11 protein-coding genes are annotated in these 23133 nt (G+C 42.4%); all 11 read left to right on the plus strand.

The annotated features are described in order from the left end of the window. The first annotated feature begins 141 nt into the window (after positions 1-141). The 11 genes from NQ117_RS00430 to NQ117_RS00480 all read left to right on the plus strand — a co-directional run bounded on the left by NQ117_RS00430 (position 142) and on the right by NQ117_RS00480 (position 23118). Positions 142-3285 carry a GNAT family N-acetyltransferase gene (locus NQ117_RS00430; RefSeq protein WP_258276065.1) on the plus strand — a complete coding sequence of 1048 codons (3144 nt, stop codon included), beginning with the start codon at positions 142-144 and terminating at the stop codon, positions 3283-3285. A gap of 3 nt (positions 3286-3288) precedes the next feature. Continuing rightward, on the plus strand, positions 3289-4149 hold the full coding sequence (locus tag NQ117_RS00435) for an amidohydrolase family protein (protein ID WP_258276066.1): 861 nt from the start codon (positions 3289-3291) through the stop codon (positions 4147-4149). 274 nt (positions 4150-4423) lie between these two features. Further along, entirely contained in the window at positions 4424-5848 is a 1425-nt protein-coding gene (gene aspA / locus NQ117_RS00440; protein WP_258278115.1) for an aspartate ammonia-lyase, read from the plus strand. 217 nt (positions 5849-6065) lie between these two features. Continuing rightward, complete coding sequence (locus tag NQ117_RS00445) at positions 6066-6821, plus strand: DUF4184 family protein (RefSeq protein ID WP_258276067.1); 756 nt, start codon at positions 6066-6068, stop codon at positions 6819-6821. Positions 6822-6966: 145 nt separating this feature from the next. After that, complete coding sequence (locus tag NQ117_RS00450; protein WP_258276068.1) at positions 6967-7680, plus strand: GTP pyrophosphokinase; 714 nt, start codon at positions 6967-6969, stop codon at positions 7678-7680. A gap of 476 nt (positions 7681-8156) precedes the next feature. Beyond that, positions 8157-9485 (plus strand): lysine N(6)-hydroxylase/L-ornithine N(5)-oxygenase family protein, encoded by a 1329-nt coding sequence (locus NQ117_RS00455; RefSeq protein WP_258276069.1) that lies wholly within the window; start codon positions 8157-8159, stop codon positions 9483-9485. Position 9486: 1 nt separating this feature from the next. Further along, positions 9487-9816 (plus strand): cupin domain-containing protein, encoded by a 330-nt coding sequence (locus NQ117_RS00460; protein ID WP_258276070.1) that lies wholly within the window; start codon positions 9487-9489, stop codon positions 9814-9816. A gap of 17 nt (positions 9817-9833) precedes the next feature. Beyond that, entirely contained in the window at positions 9834-11378 is a 1545-nt protein-coding gene (locus tag NQ117_RS00465; protein ID WP_258276071.1) for a class I tRNA ligase family protein, read from the plus strand. Positions 11379-11416: 38 nt separating this feature from the next. Next, the gene (locus NQ117_RS00470) at positions 11417-19534 is read left to right on the plus strand and encodes a non-ribosomal peptide synthetase (protein ID WP_258276072.1); all 8118 of its coding nucleotides are present in this window, start codon (positions 11417-11419) and stop codon (positions 19532-19534) included. 73 nt (positions 19535-19607) lie between these two features. Continuing rightward, positions 19608-21350 (plus strand): ABC transporter ATP-binding protein, encoded by a 1743-nt coding sequence (locus NQ117_RS00475; RefSeq protein WP_258276073.1) that lies wholly within the window; start codon positions 19608-19610, stop codon positions 21348-21350. Continuing rightward, positions 21340-23118: an ABC transporter ATP-binding protein gene (locus NQ117_RS00480; protein WP_258276074.1), complete on the plus strand. Its 1779-nt coding sequence runs from the start codon at positions 21340-21342 to the stop codon at positions 23116-23118. Before NQ117_RS00475 ends, NQ117_RS00480 begins: the two co-directional genes overlap by 11 nt. Positions 23119-23133: the final 15 nt, after the last annotated feature.

Below are 23133 nucleotides of genomic sequence, written 5' to 3' on the forward strand. Positions count from 1 at the left end.
TTTTTTAATATTCTATTAAAGCTTTTCTACAAAAGTACATCAAATAATTGAAAGTCTACTAGATTATCATAATATGGAAACTATATTGAGGTGCATGCGTATTACTATTATTTCCACCTAAACAACAGTGGGGTGAACGTAATGTCTAGTATAGTGAGCATCGCTGCTTATCATCCAGATTATGCGGATAGTATCGCGGAAATGTGGAATCGCAGCCAAGAGCATTGGGGAGGCAATACTTCCATTTATACGGGTGCACAGATAAGGAACGAGGAAGAAAACTCCGACGCACTGATTGTGTTTTTAGCCATTTGCGATGAACAAGTGATCGGTTACTGTAGTGTATGTGAATATCGAGAAGATACAGGCGCATTATACATACACATTCTTAATGTTCGTCCTGATTATCATGGCCACAAGATTGGCAAGCAGCTCGTACTTCGTGCTGTGGAAGAGACGATTCAACGCGGTTGGCCACGCATTGATCTATATACTTGGGAATCGAATATGAAGGCTGTACCGTTGTACAAAAAATGCGGTTTCTTTTGGGAGGACAGAGAAGATACGACACACTTCATGAACTTCATTCCTCAAATTATGAATTGTGAAGCTCTTGCTCCTTATATGAAAGGAATCGATTGGTATAATGACTCGACACGTACGATAGAAGTTAATCGTGATGGACAAGAAAAGAATGGATTCCAAACGTATACATATTCTTGGAGTAAGGACGAACGTAATGTCCGTGTTGATATTGAACGAAGAGGCAGAGGCATTTGCCTTATAGAAACCGATGATTATAAGATATCTGCGGAAGCCGAGCAGGCCAAGCCTGTGTTCGGAAAAGCTTACAGCATTCAATATAAGCTTGAGAATAAGTCAGGTGCACCTTTGCATGTTGAACTTGCAGGAGAGAATGATCGCAATATCCAGTTTAATTGGCAAGAAAATGTCCATGTGGCGACCGAGCAAAGTTTGACAGCTTCTTATTTTGTCGGGGCAATCGAGGAAGAACAGAGTGATTGGCGTACATGTCCGACGGTTCGGACTCGTATTCGCATTAACGGTGCTGAGGCCATGCTGCAAGTAGGTGTTGTACCAAAACACCCTGCCAAAATCGTACTGAAGGCACCTGATATCCTTCATGCCGTAGGTGGAACATATACGTTCTATCTGGATATAGAAAGCCATATGCCAGCACCAGCTGTGTTCTTGTTTGAGCTGCCGGAAGTGTCATGGTTAGGCTTAGAAGAGAGAGTGTTTCGTATCCGACTCGATGAAGCCGAACGGGCATCGATTCCAGTCCCGTATCGCCTGTTGGACTATGGGTTTTATGAAACGAAGCTAATGATTCGAGCTATTCCCGACAACGGGCCAGAAGTAGAGTTTTACCGTGAGATAGGTGGAAAGTTCAGCGGCCCTGGCGCGATGATTACCGGGATGGATAACGAGGGACATTGGGCTGTAAATGGAAAACATGTGATCAAGTATGACAAGGAGCATAGTCATACCTTTATAACATGTATTGGAAATGCTAAGGACCGTATCCGTGTTCTATTCCCTAGAATAGGCAAGCCTTATGCGAGTGAGTTTTCCAAGAAGAGTCCATCGTCTACGGAGTGGCTGGAAGAGCGTGGAGCTGTAGGTATTAAGCATACGTATCATTCTGACGCATACCCGGGCATCATTTTATACAATTATGCGCTCGTGCATGGAGATGGGACGGTTAAGTTGTGGCAGGAGTTAGAGAATGCGGGTGATACCGCTGCCTCTACTTCATTTTCATTGTCGCAGCGCATTTCTCAAGATATGCATCGAGTCGTATTGCCTTATGAAGGGCGCTACATAGAGACTGCGAATTCCCACAGCAGCGACTATGATTATTGGGATGGAAGCAAAATTACAGAGCCTTGGATATATTCGAGAAGAAGCTCTACTAGCATAGGTTTGTGCTGGCCTGATACTTATCAATTGAATCTTGCAGATTGGCTCACAGAACTTGAGTATGAAATGGGCTGTCTGGCACATGGAGAAAAGCGTTCGAGTGAAGCGATCACGCTCTCTATTGGCGGATTCGACAATTGGAAAGCGTTTCGTGCTTACGCACTCAAAAGCAGCGAGGATGACAGTTTACTCCAATTAACACCGGATATTGAATATGTAACGAATGGTGGTAATTCATTCATCGATCCTGATTTGTCAGAAATGCAGGTCAAGTTTAATGATGTGAAGCAGAATGTGTGGGATGGCGAAGTAAGTGTCGGGTATTTGAATAAGGGGGAAACTAGTCAAGTTCTTGCTATTTCTGTACTATCAGACGAAGATGAAGAGTCCGAAGTGGAGATGAGCATACCCGTATTTACTGACAAAGCGCATCTTGTACAGTTGAGCGCTAAGCTAGGCACTTTGCAATCCCAGTTTTATTCTGTCTTGTTCCCAGTCTCTGCCGAACCTGTCCGAGAACGAATTTACAGTCGAGATGGTTACTCTCTGCATGAATGCTTTAATGGCCGAATCCGAATCGAAGCAGCAAGTGATTATTATCCCGGCTTATGTAGAGTGGAAGTAGACGGTCAATCGTGGCTTGTTTCTGCTTTGCCAAACTATGAACCTAAATCTTGGTGGAACCCGTGGCTAGGCGGAATGAGCGATTCATTTGAGGATCTGCATGTGAACGCTGTGTTGAAGGCTGAACGTGGAACTTCGTTTGTGAAAATGAAAGATAGCGTGGGCAATCTTTGGTCAGGCATTCGAGTGTCCTTCAAGCTTAAAGAGCATGAGGCGTATAAAGGTCTAACTTGGATTGGGTACTATCTTATGCTGCCTAATGTACCTGTGTTGGCTTATATATCAGACATTCATCAGGAGACGGGTACATATTGGAATGGCAAGGGGATTACAACGGATCTATGGCTAAATACGAATGCAGAGCAGTCTGCCTGGCTGCGTACGTTCCAAGTGGATGGGGAACCGATATACTATCGTCTTGGTGCAGGAGAGCTAGACGTGAATGAATATGAACATTACGCTATTGGCATGGGAGAAGGCAGTAATATCCTGCATGTGGTGACGGATGAATCGCTTCTCAAGCCTCATATGTATTCCAATCATGATGTTACGGTTTTATCTTTTGCGAGAACTGTGAGTATAGCGAATGGCAGCTTACAGCGAAGTATGCCTGTGTTTCTAGCTTTCCATGATCAACTGCTTCCACGTAAAGCGCTTGAGCAGCTGAGAAATCTTACTTTTCCACAACGTTGTGAGCTAGACGATAAAGGAGTGTAGCAGATGAAAATCATCGATGCCCATATGCACTTATCACATATTGATTCTTTTCGTACGACTGCATTGGAGCGTTCTCATGTCGATTATTCGGTATCAGGATTGCTGCGTGAATATGAGGAGAATGGAGTTGTTCTTGGGATTGGTATGGGAGTAACAGAGACCGCTGCTGGCGGATTCCCAGATCGAGAAGCGAATACGCCGATGAGATTGGATATGCTGGAACAATACCCTCGACAATTCGCATACTGCCCAGGTGTTAATCCTTTTAAGCTTGACCAGTCCAATCTAGATGCATTGGAGCGGGACTTACAGCGGCCAGAGGCGGTAGGGATCAAAATTTATTTAGGCTATTATCCGTTCTTTGCTTATGATGATGTGTACCAGCCGATATATGAATTGGCGAAGCAATATAAAGTACCTGTCGTGTACCATACAGGGGATACGTATTCAGAGCGCGGTTTATTGAAGTATTCCCATCCGCTGACGATTGATGAAGTTGCTGTTCAGCATCGCGAAGTTAACTTTATGATGGCTCATTTTGGTGATCCGTGGGTACTGGACGGTGCTGAAGTCGTTTATAAAAATCGAAATGTATTTGCGGATCTATCTGGTCTGATGGTGGGGGACGCGGCAGAGTGTGCGCGCCTGAAGGACTCGCCGCTCTTCTTCTCTCATCTTCGCCATGCGGTGACGTACTGCGACCATTATGAGAAGATGCTATTTGGTACGGACTGGCCTTTGGCTCCGATACAACCGTATTTGCAATTTGTACAGGAGCTAATTCCAGCAGCGTACCATAAGGCAGTATTCTATGAAACAGCACTGCAGGTATTTCCTAAGATTCAGCCTATTGTGGAATCATAGATCGTAACATAGACGGTGGAATAAACAGCGCTGTGCAGCGTGTAAAATACAACAAAATATCCTACTTCGTGAGCATGGCAGGTTGTATGTACTCTGCCATGTTTTTTTATGAAGCATACAAATTTGATAGCTAAAAAATTAGCTAATAAATATTAATTTTTGGATAGATATTTACGATCATTAGATATATAATGAAGTTGTAATTAACATGATTTTATATTTTTAGCATAGTAAGCGTTTTACAATATGAGAGAGAAAGAAAGGGATTCCCATGATGATTACGAGTCAATCCAGAGTAGAACGAGATTCTCTAGGGGAAAAGGAAGTCCCACTGAATGCTTATTACGGCATTCAAACGTTGCGTGCAGTTGAAAACTTCCCGATAACAGGTTACCGCATTGACGAGGAATTAATTCGTGCTTTAGCTATTGTGAAGAAGGCAGCTGCCATTGCAAATATGGAAGTTAAGCAGCTTCAGCCGAATATGTGCGATGTCATCGTTCAAGCAGCGGATGAAATCATTGCAGGCCAGTGGCACGATCAATTTATCGTTGATCCGATTCAAGGCGGAGCAGGCACTTCTATTAATATGAATGCCAATGAAGTTATAGCTAACCGAGCGTTGGAATTGTTGAACAAGCCTAGGGGAGAGTACGCATCGTTAAGTCCGAACAACCATGTCAACCGTTCGCAGTCTACGAACGATGTATTCCCGACAGCGATTCATCTTTCCGTACTTACTCATTTAGATAAATTGCTTGTCACGATGCATGAACTGCATAAGGCAATGTGCTTGAAGGCAGCAGAATTCGACCATGTTATTAAGATGGGTAGAACACATCTCCAAGATGCGGTTCCGATTCGACTTGGCCAAACATTTGAAGCTTACAGCCGTATGCTGGCACGAGATATTAAGCGTATTGAACGTACGAAAGAACATTTATATGAAGTAAATATGGGAGCAACCGCAGTAGGAACAGGTTTGAATGCCGATCCAAGATATATTGAACGGGTTGTGGCACTGCTTGCAGAATTGTCTGGCTTCCCAATTGTACATGCAGAGCATCTCATTGATGCGACTCAAAATACGGATGCGTATACAGAAGTATCTGCCGCGTTAAAAGTATGTATGATGAATATGTCTAAAATGGCGAACGATTTGCGCTTACTAGCTTCTGGACCGCGCGCTGGCTTTGGTGAGATTCGCTTGCCTGCTCGTCAGCCGGGTTCCTCTATTATGCCAGGTAAGGTAAATCCGGTTATGTGTGAAGTTGTGAATCAGGTGGCGTTCCAAGTTATTGGTAACGACCATACGATCTGTCTTGCATCCGAAGCTGGTCAGTTAGAACTGAACGTGATGGAGCCGGTTCTTGTATTCAATTTGCTGCAATCGCTAAGCATGATGAGCAATGTATTTACTGCCTTCCGTACGAACTGCTTGGAAGGAATTGAAGCGAACGAAGAGCGCTGCCGTGAGTATGTGGAGAAGAGCGTGGGTATTATTACAGCAATCAGCCCTCACCTTGGCTACGAAGTGGCTGCTCGTATTGCAAGAGAAGCTACGGAGACAGGCAAATCTGTTAAAGAGCTTTGCTTGATGTATAACGTACTGACAGAAGAGGAATTGGATATTATTCTGAATCCTTACGAAATGACGAAGCCAGGCATCGCTGGTGCTACATTGTTTGATCGCGAGTAGTTGTAATGGTCTCATTAATTAGCTTGCAATAAGTGCTGTATCGTGCACAGAATCCAAACAAGAGCTGTTCCACACATGTATACATGTTGCTGGGACAGCTTCTTTTTCTTACATATCCAACATTATTGAAATGCGAAGAAGATGAATATCCGTTATACTAATTTCGGAGTTGTAATAAACAAATTTCGAAATAGATTGTCGTGATCGGAGTATAGGAATGCCTTTTACTTTTGCCCATGCCGCCGCAGTTATTCCTTGTTATAAGCGGACTTCTAAGTTGAGCTTTACAGCGCTCGTACTTGGGAGTATGGCGCCAGATTTAGAATATTTTATTCATTTCAAACCTCATGCCGTATATGGACATACATTTATCGGCTTCTTTATTTTTAACTTTCCACTCGTGCTCGCGCTTGCTTATATTTTTCATCGTATACTGAAGAAACCGCTTATAGGCCATTTACCGAGACCATTTTCAAGTTGGTACAACAGTCATGCAAAGGAAAACTGGGGGATTTACTCGGTAAAAGCGTTTTTCGTGTTTTTCTACTCCGCTATACTGGGGATGACAACACATGTGGTGTGGGATGCATGTACACATAAATACGGATATTTCGTTATGAGATTGCCATTGCTGCAGCAGACGCTAGATGTTGGGGGATGGTCGATTCCGCTGTACAAAATCGGACAGCATGGAAGTACCTTATTTGGTTTGTCTGTCGTTGGACTATTCCTCTATAAACAGAGGGACCGCACAAGCTGCCGCGCGGAAGTTGAATGTACAAAGCTTAAGCGGAAGATGTACTATTGGTTAGCCATTATCGTGTGGTCCGTATTGTTGTTTGTGAGTCGATATATGTTAGTTGACGGCATTCCGCTTGCAGCTTATGGAGAATGGATTGTATCGTTTATAAGCTGTACATTTATGGCGCTCGTTCTGGTTTCCATCTGGTTTAGTAAAGGGATGGCACGATGAGAATAGAGGAGTAAAGCCTATATACACACTTATTTTGGATAAGCCATACGATTTAATAAATTTATTTGCTAATTTTCAGGTTCTCTTCATCTTGAATAGTTATGATAATTGTAACAAACACTATTACTCATCACGGGGGACATAAATGTTGACTACAGAAAATATGGCTGCGGATCATTTAACTACAGACTTAACTACGGAATTGGGCATAACTGCAGAAATAACAAAAGAAAAAAGCAAAAGCGAAATTTTCGAATTACTTCAAAAAAACTGGGGTGGCTATTTCCGCCAATACCAAATGGCATTGAATGAATTAACAAGTGACTTCCAAATTATTGATCTGGATTGGAAATCAAGATACGGTTATTCACCGATTGAACATATGAAATCTCGCATTAAAAATCCGCTGTCTTTATTGAAAAAGATTGAAAAGAAGAACATTCCGTTCAATCAAAAAGCGGTGCAAGAGCAAATTTTTGATATTGCAGGTATGCGCATCGTAACGACATTTATCGACGACGTTTATATGATGAAAGAGCACATCGAGCAGCGGGAAGATATTCGCGTTATGCGCGTGAAAGACTTTATTCAAAATCCTAAACCGAGCGGATACAAGAGCTTGCACTTGGTTGTTCAAACTAAAGTTATTTTGGCAGATGAAATATTGTGGGTGCCAGCGGAAATCCAGCTGCGTACTTCTTCCATGGATTTCTGGGCTGCGACAGAGCATAAATTGAACTACAAATATGAAGACGGCGAAGTGCCAGCAGATGCGAAACAGCAGCTTGTTGATTTGGCGGCATCTGCATTTCAGATGGACAAGCAGATGTCATTATTGCGCAATCAATTGTTGAAATAAAATAAGGGCATATAGAACAGGACAAGGTGGAATGAACTCATTTCAAATTCCTTGTCCTGTTTTACTTTCACAAAATGCATAATTATGTAGTAGATTGATGTAGATATGTATAAGAAATCGTTGATATTTGTTATTTACTTCACTATTCCCTTACTTTACAATCACATTATGTTTTTAAACGCAAGTTCACTTACTCCATAATCCATCACAATTCAACCTTCACTATTCACACTCACCATGAAATGTTCAAAAATTACAATAACTCATTCACCTAGAACGATTTTGTTATCGATGAAGCATCTTTATGCACTTTTAGCGTTATGTTCAGCACCTTCAATATCCATAACCTTATTTACTTTTAATTCCTAGTTTTCCAATGAAAATTTATATTTATTTAAAAATATCAAAGTAGAGCGTGTTCCTATTTATGTTGATCCTACGTAAGTTAAGTAACTTAGAAGAAAAGGGGTATGTAATTGGAGCATTTACCGAGTAATCAAAACGTAAAAGATGTTGTGGGTATCGGATTAGGACCATCGAATTTAGCCTTGGCTGTTGCTGTTGATGAACAGGGGGGCAACGAGAACGAATGGCTGTTTTTAGAGAGAAATAAAGAATGCATGTGGCATCCTGGCATGCTTTTAGAAGGAGCTCGTCTTCAAATTTCATTTTTGAAAGATTTAGTAACTCTACGGAATCCAAGAAGTTTTTTTTCGTTCATTAACTATCTCAAAGAAAATGGACGGCTTGATGAGTTTATTAATTTGTCTCATTTCAACCCGACACGGATCGAATACGTTCATTATTTGAATTGGGTTAGAAGGCATTTACCTCAACATATGATGCAAATGGGGGCAGAAGTAATCAATGTTGCTCCTATTGCAGGCAGTAATGGGGATGTCAATCGACTGCAAACCGTATACCGAAATAAAGATGGCGAAGTAAACTCTGTCATGTCTAAAGATATTGTAATAGCTGTCGGAGGTACGCCATTTATACCAGAACCCTTTACCAAATCCTCAGTGAAACCTATCTTTCATTCCAGCAACTTCCTTCATGAAATCACATCCTTTTCTTCGAAAAAATCGCATCAGTTCTGTGTCGTAGGCTCGGGACAGAGTGCAGTAGAAATCATTTTGTACCTAGCCGATCATTTTCCTGACAGCACGATTTTATCCATTCAACGAAATGCCACTTTCAAGCCAGCAGACAACAGTCCATTTGTTAACGAAATCTTCTTCCCACGAAATGCAGACTTCATGTTTGATTTGCACAATCGTCATAGCAGGAAGCGTGTTATGAATTTTTATCATGATACGAACTATTCAGCCGTCGATATCGATTTATTAGAAACTCTATATCACAAAATCTATGATGATAAATGGCGTAATCAATCACAGATTCAGCTCTGCTCTTATACCGATATCGTAGAAGTTAGCGAGCATGGACATAAAGTCAATCTGCTCACTAGAAATAATTTAACCGAAGAGCCGTTAACGAATTTCGAAGTAGATGCGGTTATTCTAGCAACAGGCTATGAACGAAAAACGATGCCATCCTTTATGGATAGTTTGTTGCCGTATTTCGTTTATGAAGATGACGAGTTAGTCATAAACCGAAGCTATCGAGTTCAAACCAATGCTGAGATGAAATCTAACATTTATTTGCAAGGTATGTCCGAAATGACACATGGAATCTCGGATACGTTGTTGAGTATTTTGCCAATTCGCGCAAATGATATTTTACAAGACATTACAAACCAGTTTGCAACCAATAAAGAGAAGATAAAAGAGGCGGTGTACTAGCATGTATATACAAGCATTAAAAAAAGAATGTATTACCGAAGAATACGGAGTTCAAATGAGAAGGGTGTATCAAGTCAACACGGAGCCTTTCCATCCTCCGTTCGGATCTGCGTGGGCCATTGTGAAGCCTGGAGAAACATCTGCACCACATGTGCATCATGAGCATGAAACGTTTTATATTACAGCAGGTGCAGGGACGATGATTATTGGCGAAGAGGAACAAAAGGTTCAGACTGGTGACGTGATTTACATACCGCCGCATGAACAGCATGCGCTGCGCAATGATAGCGAGAACGAAGACTTGATCTTTATTACGACATGGTGGGAATAGAATAGGAGGCATTTACGATGTGTAAAAAGTTTATTGTGACGGCGACTCCCCCTACAACGAATGGGGATTTGCATTTGGGGCATGTATCAGGGCCTTATTTAGGTGCAGATATTTTTACGCGGGCTCAACGATTAATGAATCATGAAGTACTCTATATTAGCAGCACAGATGACAATCAAAGTTATTTGCTTACAAAAGCGATACAAGAGAAACGCTCTCCAAAAGATGTAGTTGAAGACTATTCTGCAAAAATAAAAAAGTCGCTTCAGCTTGCTCAAGTTCGTCTGGACGAGTTTACTAGCCCGGATCATCCTATACATGTTCAAGAAGTTCAAAAATATTTTATGGACTTATACAATCAGGGTTATTTAGTTGAAAAAGAAATGGACTTCTTATATTGCGAGCATTGTCAGCAGCATCTGTATGAGGCTTTTGTAAAAGGGATATGTCCTACCTGTACGGCTCCATGTGGAGGAAACTTCTGTGAGGAATGCGGAAATCCTAACGATCCGCTTCACATGCTAGAGCCTGTATGTTTAAGATGTGAGTCAGCTCCGTCTATTCGCAGCAATCGGGTCATTGTGTTCCCTCTGGAAAAGCTTCGTTCTCAATTGGAGGTTTATTACAACCAAAACAGTTATAAGTGGAAATCGAGACTCAGAGAGTGGTATAGACAGTTTCTTTCCCGTCCATTGCCAGAGGTTCCTGTATCCAATGTGTGTGAATGGGGCGTGCCGGTGCCTTTGGAAGCTTTGAGTAATCAGGTCATCAATGTATGGTTCGAAATGCTTCCGGGTCACCTTGCGACGATAAAGAGAAGATATGAGCATCATTCAAGCGAGAATGGGCTGCAATGGGATGGTAATGAGGATGTAAGCATTGTGCAATTTTTCGGGTTTGATAATAGTTTCTATTATACCGTTCTTCATACTGCAATGATTATGGGACTTGCCGAGCAGCAGCCAGCCGATTCCTTTATCATTAATGAATTTTATTTGCTAGAAAATAAAAAGTTCTCTACCAGCCGTAAACATGCGGTATGGGCGAGTGAGTTTATTACGCCAGAGAACTCGGATTTGGTTAGGCTTTACTTATCGATGACTGGACCAGAACATAGACAAACGAACTTCGCTATAGATCAGTTTCATCGTACAAGCCAATCTGTATTCAACGAGCTATTCCTTCCGTTTTTGTCCCAGAACAGTGAAAAAGGACAAGTGGGTGCAATCTCGAATGAGAACGTTATCCAAACATTCAAGGGATTGTTTGAACAATTGTATAGTGATCCGTTCTTCTCGCCGAGTGGAGCCGTTCATGCGTTAAAGAGCTATGCTGCTCAAGTACGTACTTATGATGATGTGAGCAAAGGACAAGCGCTGCTAGGGTTATGTTTGTTCGCGTACCCGATCATGCCGACGATTTCTGCGCAGCTTTGGATGGCGCTTACAGGGAAATTAGAACATGAAATGAGCTGGAATGATCTCAACCTAGACGATCTGAATCTCCAAAAAGCTCTTGATGTAGTGGAAAGTCGATTGCTTGTGCAGTCAAGTGTTGGTTAACGAATGCGATCCCATTCAATAGCGAGGTGATAGGACGAGTGTCTTATAATCAACAATTGGAATCTGCAGTTCAGGTTCAGTCTCATTCCATGGGCGACTCACTTATGGAACGATTCAGCAAACAAGTTCAAGCGCGGCCGTTTGAGCCCGCGCTTATTCATAATGATGATGTTCTTAGTTATGCATCCTTGAACACGGAAGCCAACCGAGTGGCTCATCAGCTTCAGGCTGCAGGTGTTGTGAAAGGAATGCTAATACCTCTATGCATGGAGAAGAGCCTTGAATCTGTAATCGGAATGATTGCTATTTTGAAGCTTGGCTGTGCTTATGTTCCTCTAGATCCAGCGTGGCCGCTTAAAAGGATCGGAGATGTTTTGTCGGAGTTGGACAGTCCGGTCATTCTTGTAAGGAAGCTTGGACCTAAGTACGCTAGCATTTCGATGGAGTCTGTCTCTGTACAATACTCTGTTTTGAACGAATCGCAGAATGAGCTTGTTGAAAACATCCATACAGAGGTTTCACCAGAAGATCCGATGTATGTATTGTTTACTTCTGGTTCTACGAGTACACCTAAAGGGGTTATTGTTCCTTATCGCGGTATTCTTAATCGTCTGGATTGGATGAACGAAGAGTTCGGGGCCCATACTGCCCAAGCTGTGCTGCAGCTATCTAAACATACCTTTGATGTTTCCATTGGGCAGATCTTTTGGCCATTAACGACAGGCGGTACAACGATTGTACCGCCTGATGGAATGCTGATGAATGCAGAGCGAATCGGTCAGTTGCTTGATAAATACCAAATTAAACTGATTAGTATGGTACCGTCTCTCATGTCAGAAGTGGTTGATGATTTAAGTAGAAGCGAGCTGGTGCTTTATTCTTGGCGGGGATTAGAATACGCATGGATTGGCGGCGAAGAAATTGTTTCGTCTGTCGTTCACCATTTTCATCAACTTCTGGCTAATGTCCAAGTATCTAATCATTACGGTCCTACGGAAACAAGTATTGCATGCTTGTACTATAAAGTAGAACGACACAGCTCAGAAACGATAATTCCAGTTGGTAAACCTATATCTAACTTACAAGTGTACATTATTAATCCTAATGGGGATGTTCTTCCGGATGGAGAAGTTGGGGAGATTGCTGTTGCTGGAGTTGGCTTAAGTCTTGGCTACTTGCGCGATCCAGAGAAGACGGACGCTGCATTTATCAAGATTCAGTTAAACGGAAGAACAGAACGAATTTACAAGACAGGCGATGTGGGTAGAGTTCAGCATGATGGAAACATCATGTATATGGGTAGGCTTGATCATCAAATAAAGATACGCGGACAGCGTGTCGAGCTATCGGAAATTGAATCCGCGCTGCGATCTTTAGAGGGCATTCGTCAAGCGGTTGTATGTGCTTCTACAGATCGGTTGGGACAAACTAGGCTTATTGCTTACTATGTAACAGCATGTACCTATGATGCAGTAGCTTTGAAAGCAGCATTAGCGGATCTTCTCCCGGAAATTATGATACCGAGTCAGTTTATTGAACTGAGTCAGTTTCCACTAAATGCAAATGGGAAAATAGATCGCAAACGGTTGCCAGATCCGTCCGTATCGATGGCTAAAGATCAAGAGGTTCATATCCCACAAACAATAGCAGAGAAAACGATTGCGGCAATTTGGATGGATATTTTGTACATCGACACGATTTCGACGACGAGCAGTTTTTTTGATCTTGGAGGCAACTCTTTAAAGGCGATGAAACTAGCGGCGAGATTAGAAGCTCAATTTGGGGTTTCGGTGCCGATTACCTTTGCTTTTCATTATGATCGGATACAACAGCAGGCAACGTATATCGAACAAATGCCATCTCGACCTGCTGTTCCAGCAGTTGTTCCTTCCGTAGAAGTACGTAGCCATTACTCGGCTTCTTCTCATCAAAAGCGCTTGTTCATCATCCAACAGCAAGAGGAAACAGCTACGACGTATAATGTTCCGGGCGCACTTTATTTGGAAGGGAAGTTGGATGTAGAGAAACTGCAGCGCGCGGCAGCGATTCTTGTCGCTTCTCATGCTGCTCTTCGTACCTCTTTTGCTTTAGAGGATGGAGAAGTCATTCAAATTATCCATAATCATGTTCCATTTACGATTGAATATGAAGAATGGAGTGAGCAAGGCTTAGATGAAACGATTGCATCGTTCATTCGTCCATTTCAATTAAGTGAAGCACCGCTTTTCCGGTTTAAGTTACAGCAAATAGACGTGAATAGGCATTTATTTTTGTATGATTTTCATCATAGTATCGCCGATGGGATTTCGATTGGCATCCTAATGAATGAGTGCTTTGAATTGTACAACGGCAATGTCATTTCTCCTTCATCCGTGGAGTATTATGATTACTCCGATTGGCAGAATCGACTTATAGATTCTGAGTATATGAATCAGCAGGAAACGTATTGGCTGAATCAGTTTAGCGAGGCTGTGCCGGTGCTGCAATTACCAACTGACTTTAGCAGACCACCATTGCAAAGCTTTGATGGGGGACAGGTGACAATTACGCTGGAGCCTGATTTAGGACAGCGCTTGTTCCAATTTTGTTCTGGGCAAGGCGTAACGATGCACATGGTTCTGCTTAGTGCATTCTATATTTTGCTGTCCAAGTATGCTCGTCAGGATGATATCGTTATTGGCACACCTGTATCCGGTAGATCCAATGCTGCATTTGACAAAGTGGTAGGCATGTTCGTAAATACATTGCCGCTGCGCAATTATCCAGAGAAGTCGAAGCCATTTACGAGCTTCCTTGAGGAGATTCGTCAAAGTGCACTTGATGCGTATGACAATCAAGACTTTTCGTTGGAAACGCTGCTGAACCAATTGCATTATACACGTGATTTGAGTCGCAATCCTTTATTTGATGCCTTGTTTGTACTTCAAAATATGGATGCTAATGAGATTATGCTTATTTCTCAAAACCGCCATGTTAGAGAAGCGGAGAAGAGCGGTCTTCGTCTCCAATCTTGTGATTTTAAGCACGGGATTGCAAAGTTTGATTTGCTGCTCGAAGTAGTTGAGCATAAGAAAAGTCTTTTTCTTAACTTGGAATATGCAAGTCAATTGTTCGCGAAGCATACGGCAGAACGGATGCTCCAAGATTATTGCACAATTTTACAGTCGGTGCTTGCTAACCCTAATGCCACAATTGCAGAAATTAGTTTGCTGCAGGAGCATGATCGAGCACTAGTTGTACACACATTTAACCAGACGGATGCAGAGTATGAGCGCAATAGTACCCTTCACGAATGGTTTGAACGCCAAGTAGAGAAGACGCCCGAACATATTGCCGTAAGCTATGGAGCCGAGCAATTGACGTATAGGGAATTAAATGAAAGAGCAAATCAGCTGGCACGTGTGCTGCGCTCAAAGGGTGTAGGGGCAGATGATCTCATCCCGATCATGGTTGAGCGTTCCGTGGAGATGATGATCGGATTGTACGGCATTCTAAAAGCAGGTGGAGCTTATGTGCCGATTTCTCCAGACTTTCCGGATGATCGCATTCAGTACATTTGCAGCGATTGTAAGGCGAAGCTTGTACTTATCCAGGAGAAAGGGATACATAAAGTCGCTGGAAAATGGGCGTATATTGCGATTGATGATTCGCAGCTTTACGTTGGGGATGGCAGCAATTTGTCGCCTGTTAGTGATGCACGTCATTTGGCTTATGTCATTTACACGTCTGGTTCAACAGGCCGTCCTAAGGGTGTTATGATCGAGCATTATTCCGTCATTAACAGGCTGGTATGGATGCAGAAGCAGTTCCCAATCACAGAAAACGATATTATATTGCAGAAGACACCATTTACGTTTGATGTGTCAGTCTGGGAGTTATTCTGGTGGAGTATGGTTGGCGCCAAAGTCGTTATGCTCCCGCAAGGGGACGAAAAAGAGCCAGCACGTATTGCTGCAACGATTGAACAAGAGAAGATTAACGTGATTCACTTTGTTCCTTCTATGCTTCATTTGTTCTATGAATACTTAGAAGCACATTCAAGCGAATCTAGCTTTAACTCCTTGCGGTATGTCTTTACAAGCGGTGAAGCACTTTATAAAAATCACGTTATTCAGTTTAATAAGTTAATTCGCTCTCATGCTTCTGCGACATTAATCAATCTGTATGGTCCGACAGAGGCTACCGTTGATGTGACCTGGTATGATTGCTCGCGAAGCAATATCGGAGATTATGTTCCAATTGGTCAACCAATTGATAATACAAGAATCTACATTGTAGATGATACTGGTAATCCGGTTCCTGTAGGTCAGCCAGGTGAGTTGTGCATTGCAGGGGATGGAGTTGCACGAGGCTACTTGAATTTAGATGCGTTGACAGCAGAAAAGTTCGTACCGGATATCGTAGACTCAAGCTCGCTCATGTATCGTACGGGAGATTTAGCGCAGTGGATGATGGACGGTAATATCCGATATTTAGGACGTATCGATGATCAGGTGAAGCTTCGAGGTTATCGCATCGAACTAGGTGAGATTCAATCGGTTCTATTACAGTTCGAAGCTTTGAAAGAAGCGGTTGTCGTTCTACGTGAAGATGCTGAGGACCGATATCTTTGTGCGTACTTTGTTGCTGCAGATCAAGTGACGGCTGAGCAAATAAAGTACTATCTGGCTGAACAACTGCCTACTTATATGGTGCCAAGTTACTTTATTGAACTCGATGTGATGCCGTTAACGACATCAGGAAAAATAAATCGCAGCGCGCTCCCTGCTATAGAGCAAAGGGCCAATCTGCAGCAGTTAGAACTTCCAACCAGCGGCGATGAGAAACTGCTGGTAGCGTTATTCGAGGAAGTGTTGAATAAAGCGCCGCTAGGAATGAACAGCCATTTCTTTGAGGAGGGCGGACACTCTCTTAAAGCAGCTAAATTAAGCAATTCGATTTATAAGGTGTTTGAACAGCATGTGCCAATAAGTGTATTGTTCAAAAATCCTACTGCAGCAGCGATTCATCAATATTTGATGCTTCATAAAGAGGAACAAACGGAGAAATCGATAGCTAAACAAGATGATCGTCCCTTTGCTTCACCTAACCAGAAGCGACTATTTATTCTCGATAGATTAGAGAAGCTAGGCGTCACTTACAATATGCCAGCTTGCTTTATTCTAGAAGGTACTTTGGACATGATTAGGATGCAGCAAGCACTACAGCAATTAGTAGACAGGCATGAGTCGCTGCGCACTTCATTTCACATGATCGATGATGAAGTGGAAATCATTGTCCATGATTCCCTAGAGTTGGACGTCTCTGTAACGGTGTTGACTGAAGCAGACGATGTGCAGGCAGCATTTGATACATTCGTTAGGCCGTTTGACTTAGTAACCGGACCTTTATTCCGAGCTTGTCTATATAAGCAATCCGATACAAAGCATTACTTGCTGACGGATATTCATCATATCGTTTGCGATGGCATCTCTATGAATATTTTCATACGTGATTTGTTCGAGCTTTACAAGGGAGAGGTATTGCCTTCACTGACCAAGCAATTCAAGGAATACGTGCATACAGCTTCTCATTATTTGAGCCCTACTAAGATCGAACAGGCCAACCATTATTGGACGGATACTTTCAAAGATGAGGTACCTGTGCTTCATCTTCCAATTGATAATGAGCGTCCGCCCATCCAGAGTCATCAAGGTGACTATATTTTATTTGATATCAACGCCGAGCTGGCTGTAAAGCTGAAGGAAACATCTGCTCGGTATGGATGCACAATGAATATGATGATGTTGGCAGCCTATTTTGTTTTTCTTCATAAGTATACAGGGGAAGAAGATATTATCATTGGTTCTGCGATGAGTGAGAGGGTTAGCGACGAATATTCAGACGTCATTGGCATGTTCGTCAATACGGTTCCGATACGTGTTAGGTTATCCGGGGCGCAGCCTTTTGCCCAGCATCTGAACGTTGTTAGGGATGAAATGCTGCAAGCCATGGATTATCAACAATTCCCGTTAGAACGAATCATTGAACAAGTTGGCGTTCAAAGAGATGTTAGCCGAAATCCATTATTCGATACGATGTTTATTTTTAATCAAGATGATGAACGTGGTAACCTATCTGCTTTAGAGCTGGATCGTGTCACTTTCCAGCCGATGTTTACGAAGACGGCCAAGTTTGATTTGACGTTTGAAGTATATGCTTCGAGCGATAATGAGATGAGCATACGAATCGAGTACGCCTCTGTATTATTTGCTAAATCGAGAGTTGAACAAATGGCTGATCATTTTGTATCTTTGCTGCAACGTCTATGTGATGAGGCAGAGACACCATTATCTCAAGTTGATCTCCTCCTGCAAAATGAGAAGTCAGAACTTGTTCAACGGATAACTGCACCACTGGAGTTTTACCTCGAACATCATACAGTGCAGGATTGGTTTACCAGCCACGTTCGGAGCAGACCCGATCAGATCGCTATTCGATTTGAAGACGATACACTTACGTATAAGCAGCTAGACGAGAGATCCAATCAGCTGGCTCGGTATTTACGCGAGAGCGCTCATGTTCAAACGAATGAGCTGGTCAGTGTCATGATGACGAAGTCATTGAATATGGTTGTGGCGTTATTAGGGATTATAAAAGCTGGTGCAGCGTATGTGCCTATTGATCCCGCGTTTCCTGAGGAAAGAAAGACGCTTATTTTCCAAACTAGTGGCAGCAAGCTCGGTCTAGTAGATGCTAATAGCCAGGACATGAGTCGCATCGAGTCAAATGCTCGGGTTATTCCATTCGATTCAATATCGCTAGAACAATATGCCTCACATGAGTTAGATGCATGGAATGGGTCTGAGGATTTGATGTATGTCATCTATACTTCCGGATCGACAGGCGTTCCTAAAGGAGTAATGGTCACGCATGGAAATGTGCTCAATTTCATAGTCGGTATGAATCAACGATTGCAGTCCGTTCCAGAAGATGTCTTTTTATCCGTTACAACGATATCATTTGATATTAGTGTATTGGAACTATTTTGGACGTTGTCCAATGGAATGGAGATCGTTATACATTCCGATCAGCATTCACGGCTGAATTTTAATCGCTATATTCAAGGGCTGCGCTCCATTACGATGATGCAAAGTACGCCTTCTCGTTTAAAAGCGCTCGTAGAGGATTCTAATTCCAGTGCGTTCTTATCGAATTTGCAAGTGCTGCTGGTAGGCGGAGAAGCATTCCCGACTGATCTTGCCAATGAGCTCAAACTCAAGACGCAGGCCAGACTGTACAATATGTATGGACCAACGGAGACAACGATTTGGTCGACAATGCATGAGATTACTTCACTCACTGAGAAGGCAATCCCGATTGGCAGCCCCATTGTAAATACTCAGGTCGTCATCGTAGATAAATATTTGCAGCCGGTCCCAGATGGAGTTGTCGGTGAAATATGTATTGGCGGCAAAGGCGTGACACGAGGTTATTTAAACAATGAGCTGCTCACGATGGAAAGATTCGTTGAGCTTAAATCGTTTGGACATAAACTGCATGTTTATCGTACAGGTGATTTAGGACGAGTCTCCTCAGATGGTGTGCTGCATTATTTAGGGAGAATGGATCATCAGGTTAAAGTAAACGGCTATCGAATTGAACTGGGTGAAATCGAAAATATATTAACGCAGCATCCAGCTGTAAAAGAAGCGGCCGTTATCGTTAGGAGTGGGAATGGTCTCACTGACGATAAGTACATTGCTGCTTATATCGTTTGGAAAATTGAAATGAGCACTTGGGAGCTTAGAGAGTTTCTAGGTGACAAGCTTCCCGTATACATGATTCCATCCGTATTTGTTGCCTTGCAATCGATGCCTCAGACACCGAATGGAAAGATAGACCGGAAGTTGTTGCCTGATCCAATTATAGAAACCAATGAAGAGCAGGCGATCCAGCCGCAAAACGAGATTGAAAAGTGTATTCTTGAAATTTGGAAAAGGTTGTTTAATCGGGATGATATCGGAGTAACTCATGATTTCTTTAATCTAGGAGGCCATTCACTGATGGCGATTCGGTTAGAAGTCGAGATGGAGAAAAATGGACTTTACTTAGACAATTTTGATATATTCCGTTATCGAACAATAAAAGATTTGGCATTGCGAGTTGAAGATTAACATCATGGAGATGTGGAGCAAAGGGATCGCGTAATGATCTCTTTGTTCCATTTATCTGGATGGGAGGGATGATATGGCTAAACCAGTGCGGAATCAAATATGGGGTTTAATGAAGAATCATATCCATTGGGTGTATCTCGGGGCTATCTGCTCCGTTATTCAAGCTTTTTTTGATGTCATCCGGGCTATTTTGTTGGAGAAAATGTTGGATACCACCCTCGTTCAAGACCGAGATTATGTCATTGGTACAGCGTTGGCTTTGCTTGGTATCGTCGTTATCGGAATCGGATTAAGCTATTTTATCAAGTTTGCTTCTTATCTTTATGCGTACCGATTTGATAGATCTGTTCGTGATAATCTGATTCATCAGTTGATTCGCTCACCTATATCTACTCTGCATCGTTTCGATAGCGGCGATCTTGTCACTCGACTGAATGGGGATACGAGAGTCATTAAAGAATCTTTTTCCTTAAAACTTCACGAAGCCATATACTCGCCAATTGTATTTATACTTTCTTTTAGCTACTTGCTGTCTATTCATTGGCAGCTGACACTTGTCAGCGTTGTGCTGATGCCTATATCCATATACCTAATCAATCTGATCAGCAAACCTATAACGCGACTCATGTCAAATATTCAAGTTCATTTTGGTGTGATTCAATCGATTTCCTCGGAAGTGCTTGCTGGTGTCGAAACAATTAAGTCATTCGGACTCGTAGAGCTAGTACGTAGTCGTTATAATAGCAGCATCCAAACGATATATGAAAAAGAGAAAGAAATTGAACAAAAAGTAGCGCGAATTGAACCTATTAATATTTTGCAGCGCTGGGGTACGTATTTAATCTGCACGGTTTATAGTGCGTATTTAGCAACGATCGGCGATATTACAGCAGGGGAACTATTAGTCTTTCTTATTCTAGTTAATTATCTGATTAATCCCATCACAACGCTTCCAGGTATTATCGTTCAATTTCGTACAGCAAAAGCGGCTGCAGAACGAATTAAGGAGGTACTCTCATTTCTCCCGGAAAATAGCGCAGAAGCAGCGACGATTTTGACCTCACATGATACCGCTATTGAGCTTCAAAATATTGCTTTCAGCTATGATAACAACAATCATACCCTTTCAGACCTGAACCTCAAGATTCCTAAAAATCAAATTACGGCAATTGTAGGACCAAGCGGGTCAGGAAAATCAACTTTGTTTAGTCTGTTGTGTGGTTTTTACATGCCTCAAAAAGGAAAGATCAGCTACTTTGGACAAGCGATGGATGAACAGAAGCTTGCAACGATTCGGCAGCATATTGGATTAGTTTCGCAAGAAACCTATCTATTTCCTGGTACGATTTTGGAAAATATCACTTGCTTCGAACCAGGTATACCATTTGTAGATGTATTAACAGCAGTCAAACAAGCGGATGCGCTTTCGTTCATTGAGCAGCTGCCGCATGGCTTCGATACAAAGATTGGCGAGGCAGGCATAGCTTTATCCGGCGGGCAGAAACAACGCATTGCCATAGCAAGGGCCATATTGAAGAATGCTTCCATACTGCTGTTCGACGAGCCAACTTCGGCCTTAGATTATGAAACAGAAGCAAGCATTCACAATGCAATGGTGAACCTTTCGAAGGAAAAAACGATCGTCGTCATTGCTCATCGGTTATCATCTGTAGTTGATGCTACCCAAATTGTTGTTATGGAAAAAGGAAGACTGGTTCAGCAGGGGCCGCATGCACAGCTTCTGGCGGAAGGTGGATTATACAGAAAGTATTTTTATTATCAGATGTCAGAGGAGGGGGAGCTGCATGAACAGTAACATTCGTAACTCTTTTCGTCAGATCCATCAGCTTCTACAGTTTCTAGCATCTGTTCGGAAAACTTATTTTATAGCCCTAATCTTATTTTGTGCTTCTGAATCGGCGCTGCCTATTGTGGCTGCCTTTGTTTATATTGATATTTTCAACGCAGCTGCAACTAGTGATATGTCGCTATTTTGGCGAGGAACGATTTCTTTTCTTGTGGCTTTAGTATCCGTTATGGCGATATCGACGATATGCAAATACATTTACATCATGTGTGTGAAAAAAACGATGGCTAACATTCGTCGTGTCGTAACGGCGCAAGTATCTATATTGCCATGCAGTACCTACGACCGTATTCATTCTGGTGATATTTTATCAAGATTGACGAACGATTTGAATAATATAGAAGCGGTATACAGCTGGCATTTTCGTTCGATCATTCAGACAGTGCTGTATAGTGTGGCCTCTATTACTATTATGTTGTTTCTTCATTGGCAATTCGCGCTCTTTCTAGTAGGCATGTGTTTATTTTCCACTTATATCATTATGCGCTTCTCGCAGCCTATACAATCGATTGCCTTTGCCATTCAGACGCAGTTAGGACAAATTACAGAGCGGGCCGTTGATATGTTGGCTGGAGTAAAAGTAATTAAAATGTTTCATTTAGAGGAAAAAGTAAAGAAATTGAACGAAGAGCAGAACCACAACCTCAGCAAAGAGGGGATACGCTTTGGTGTGAAAAATGGCCAGTTAGAAAGCTGGAGCTATTTTTTAAATTTCATGAACTATTCCGGTGTTATTGCGGTAGGTGTGTTTCTCGTCTTAAATGGTCAATTAGGTTTAGGGATTCTTATTGCGTTCGCACAGCTTCAATGGAATATGTCGCAATCCATATTGCAGTTAGGGAATACGGTGGTCAACATGATGTCATCTCTTGTTAGTGTGCATCGAGTAAAGGAATTGCTGGATGAGCCCGCTGAGCCTGTACGAATTTTGCCGCATGAAGCCATCTCTCTAGGCGATGGAGGAAGGGTATCTGGCAAGTCCGCTTCCGCCGCTATTTGTTTTTCCGACGTATCCTTTTCGTATACGAGTGATTCAACTGCCTTGCATCGTCTAAATTTTAGTATTAACAAAGGACAGAAAGCTGTGCTTGTTGGGCCTAGTGGCTCGGGAAAGAGCACGTTATTTAAATTGATTCAAGGATTTTACGCGCCGAATGAGGGACATATTTATATTGAAGGAAAATCAATCTATGAAACGCCCTTAGAGCAGTGGAGAAAGTCAATATCCTACTTATCACAAGAGCCGTGGCTATTTTCTGGAACCGTCTATGAAAATATAGCGTGCGGGCGAAGTGATGCAACTGAGGATGAAGTAATACAGGCGGCAAAATTAGCGAATATTCATGATTTCATTATGACTTTGCAAGATGGGTACCAGTCTCAGGTCGGAGAAAATGGAAGGCTGCTATCTGGCGGACAGCGTCAAAGGATCGCGATTAGCAGAGCTTTTTTGAAAAATGCTCCTGTCTTACTGCTTGATGAGGCAACTTCGGCTTTGGATGCCGAGTCGGAAATACAAGTTCGTCAATCGTTGGAGCTATTAATGAAAGATCGCGCAACGATCCTTATTACCCATCGACTCTCCGTATTATCTGAAAGAGATATGATTATGGTGCTGCGCGATGGTCGCATATCCGAGATTGGCACGCATCAAGAACTAATGAAGGGTGAAAATTTCTATAAAGAATTGATAGTCTCCAGTCGTCCTGCCGTGTAACAAAGAAGGGAGCAG

Origin of the sequence: Paenibacillus sp. SC116 (genome assembly GCF_024733555.1) — a bacterium.
Lineage (GTDB): Bacteria > Bacillota > Bacilli > Paenibacillales > Paenibacillaceae > Paenibacillus_B.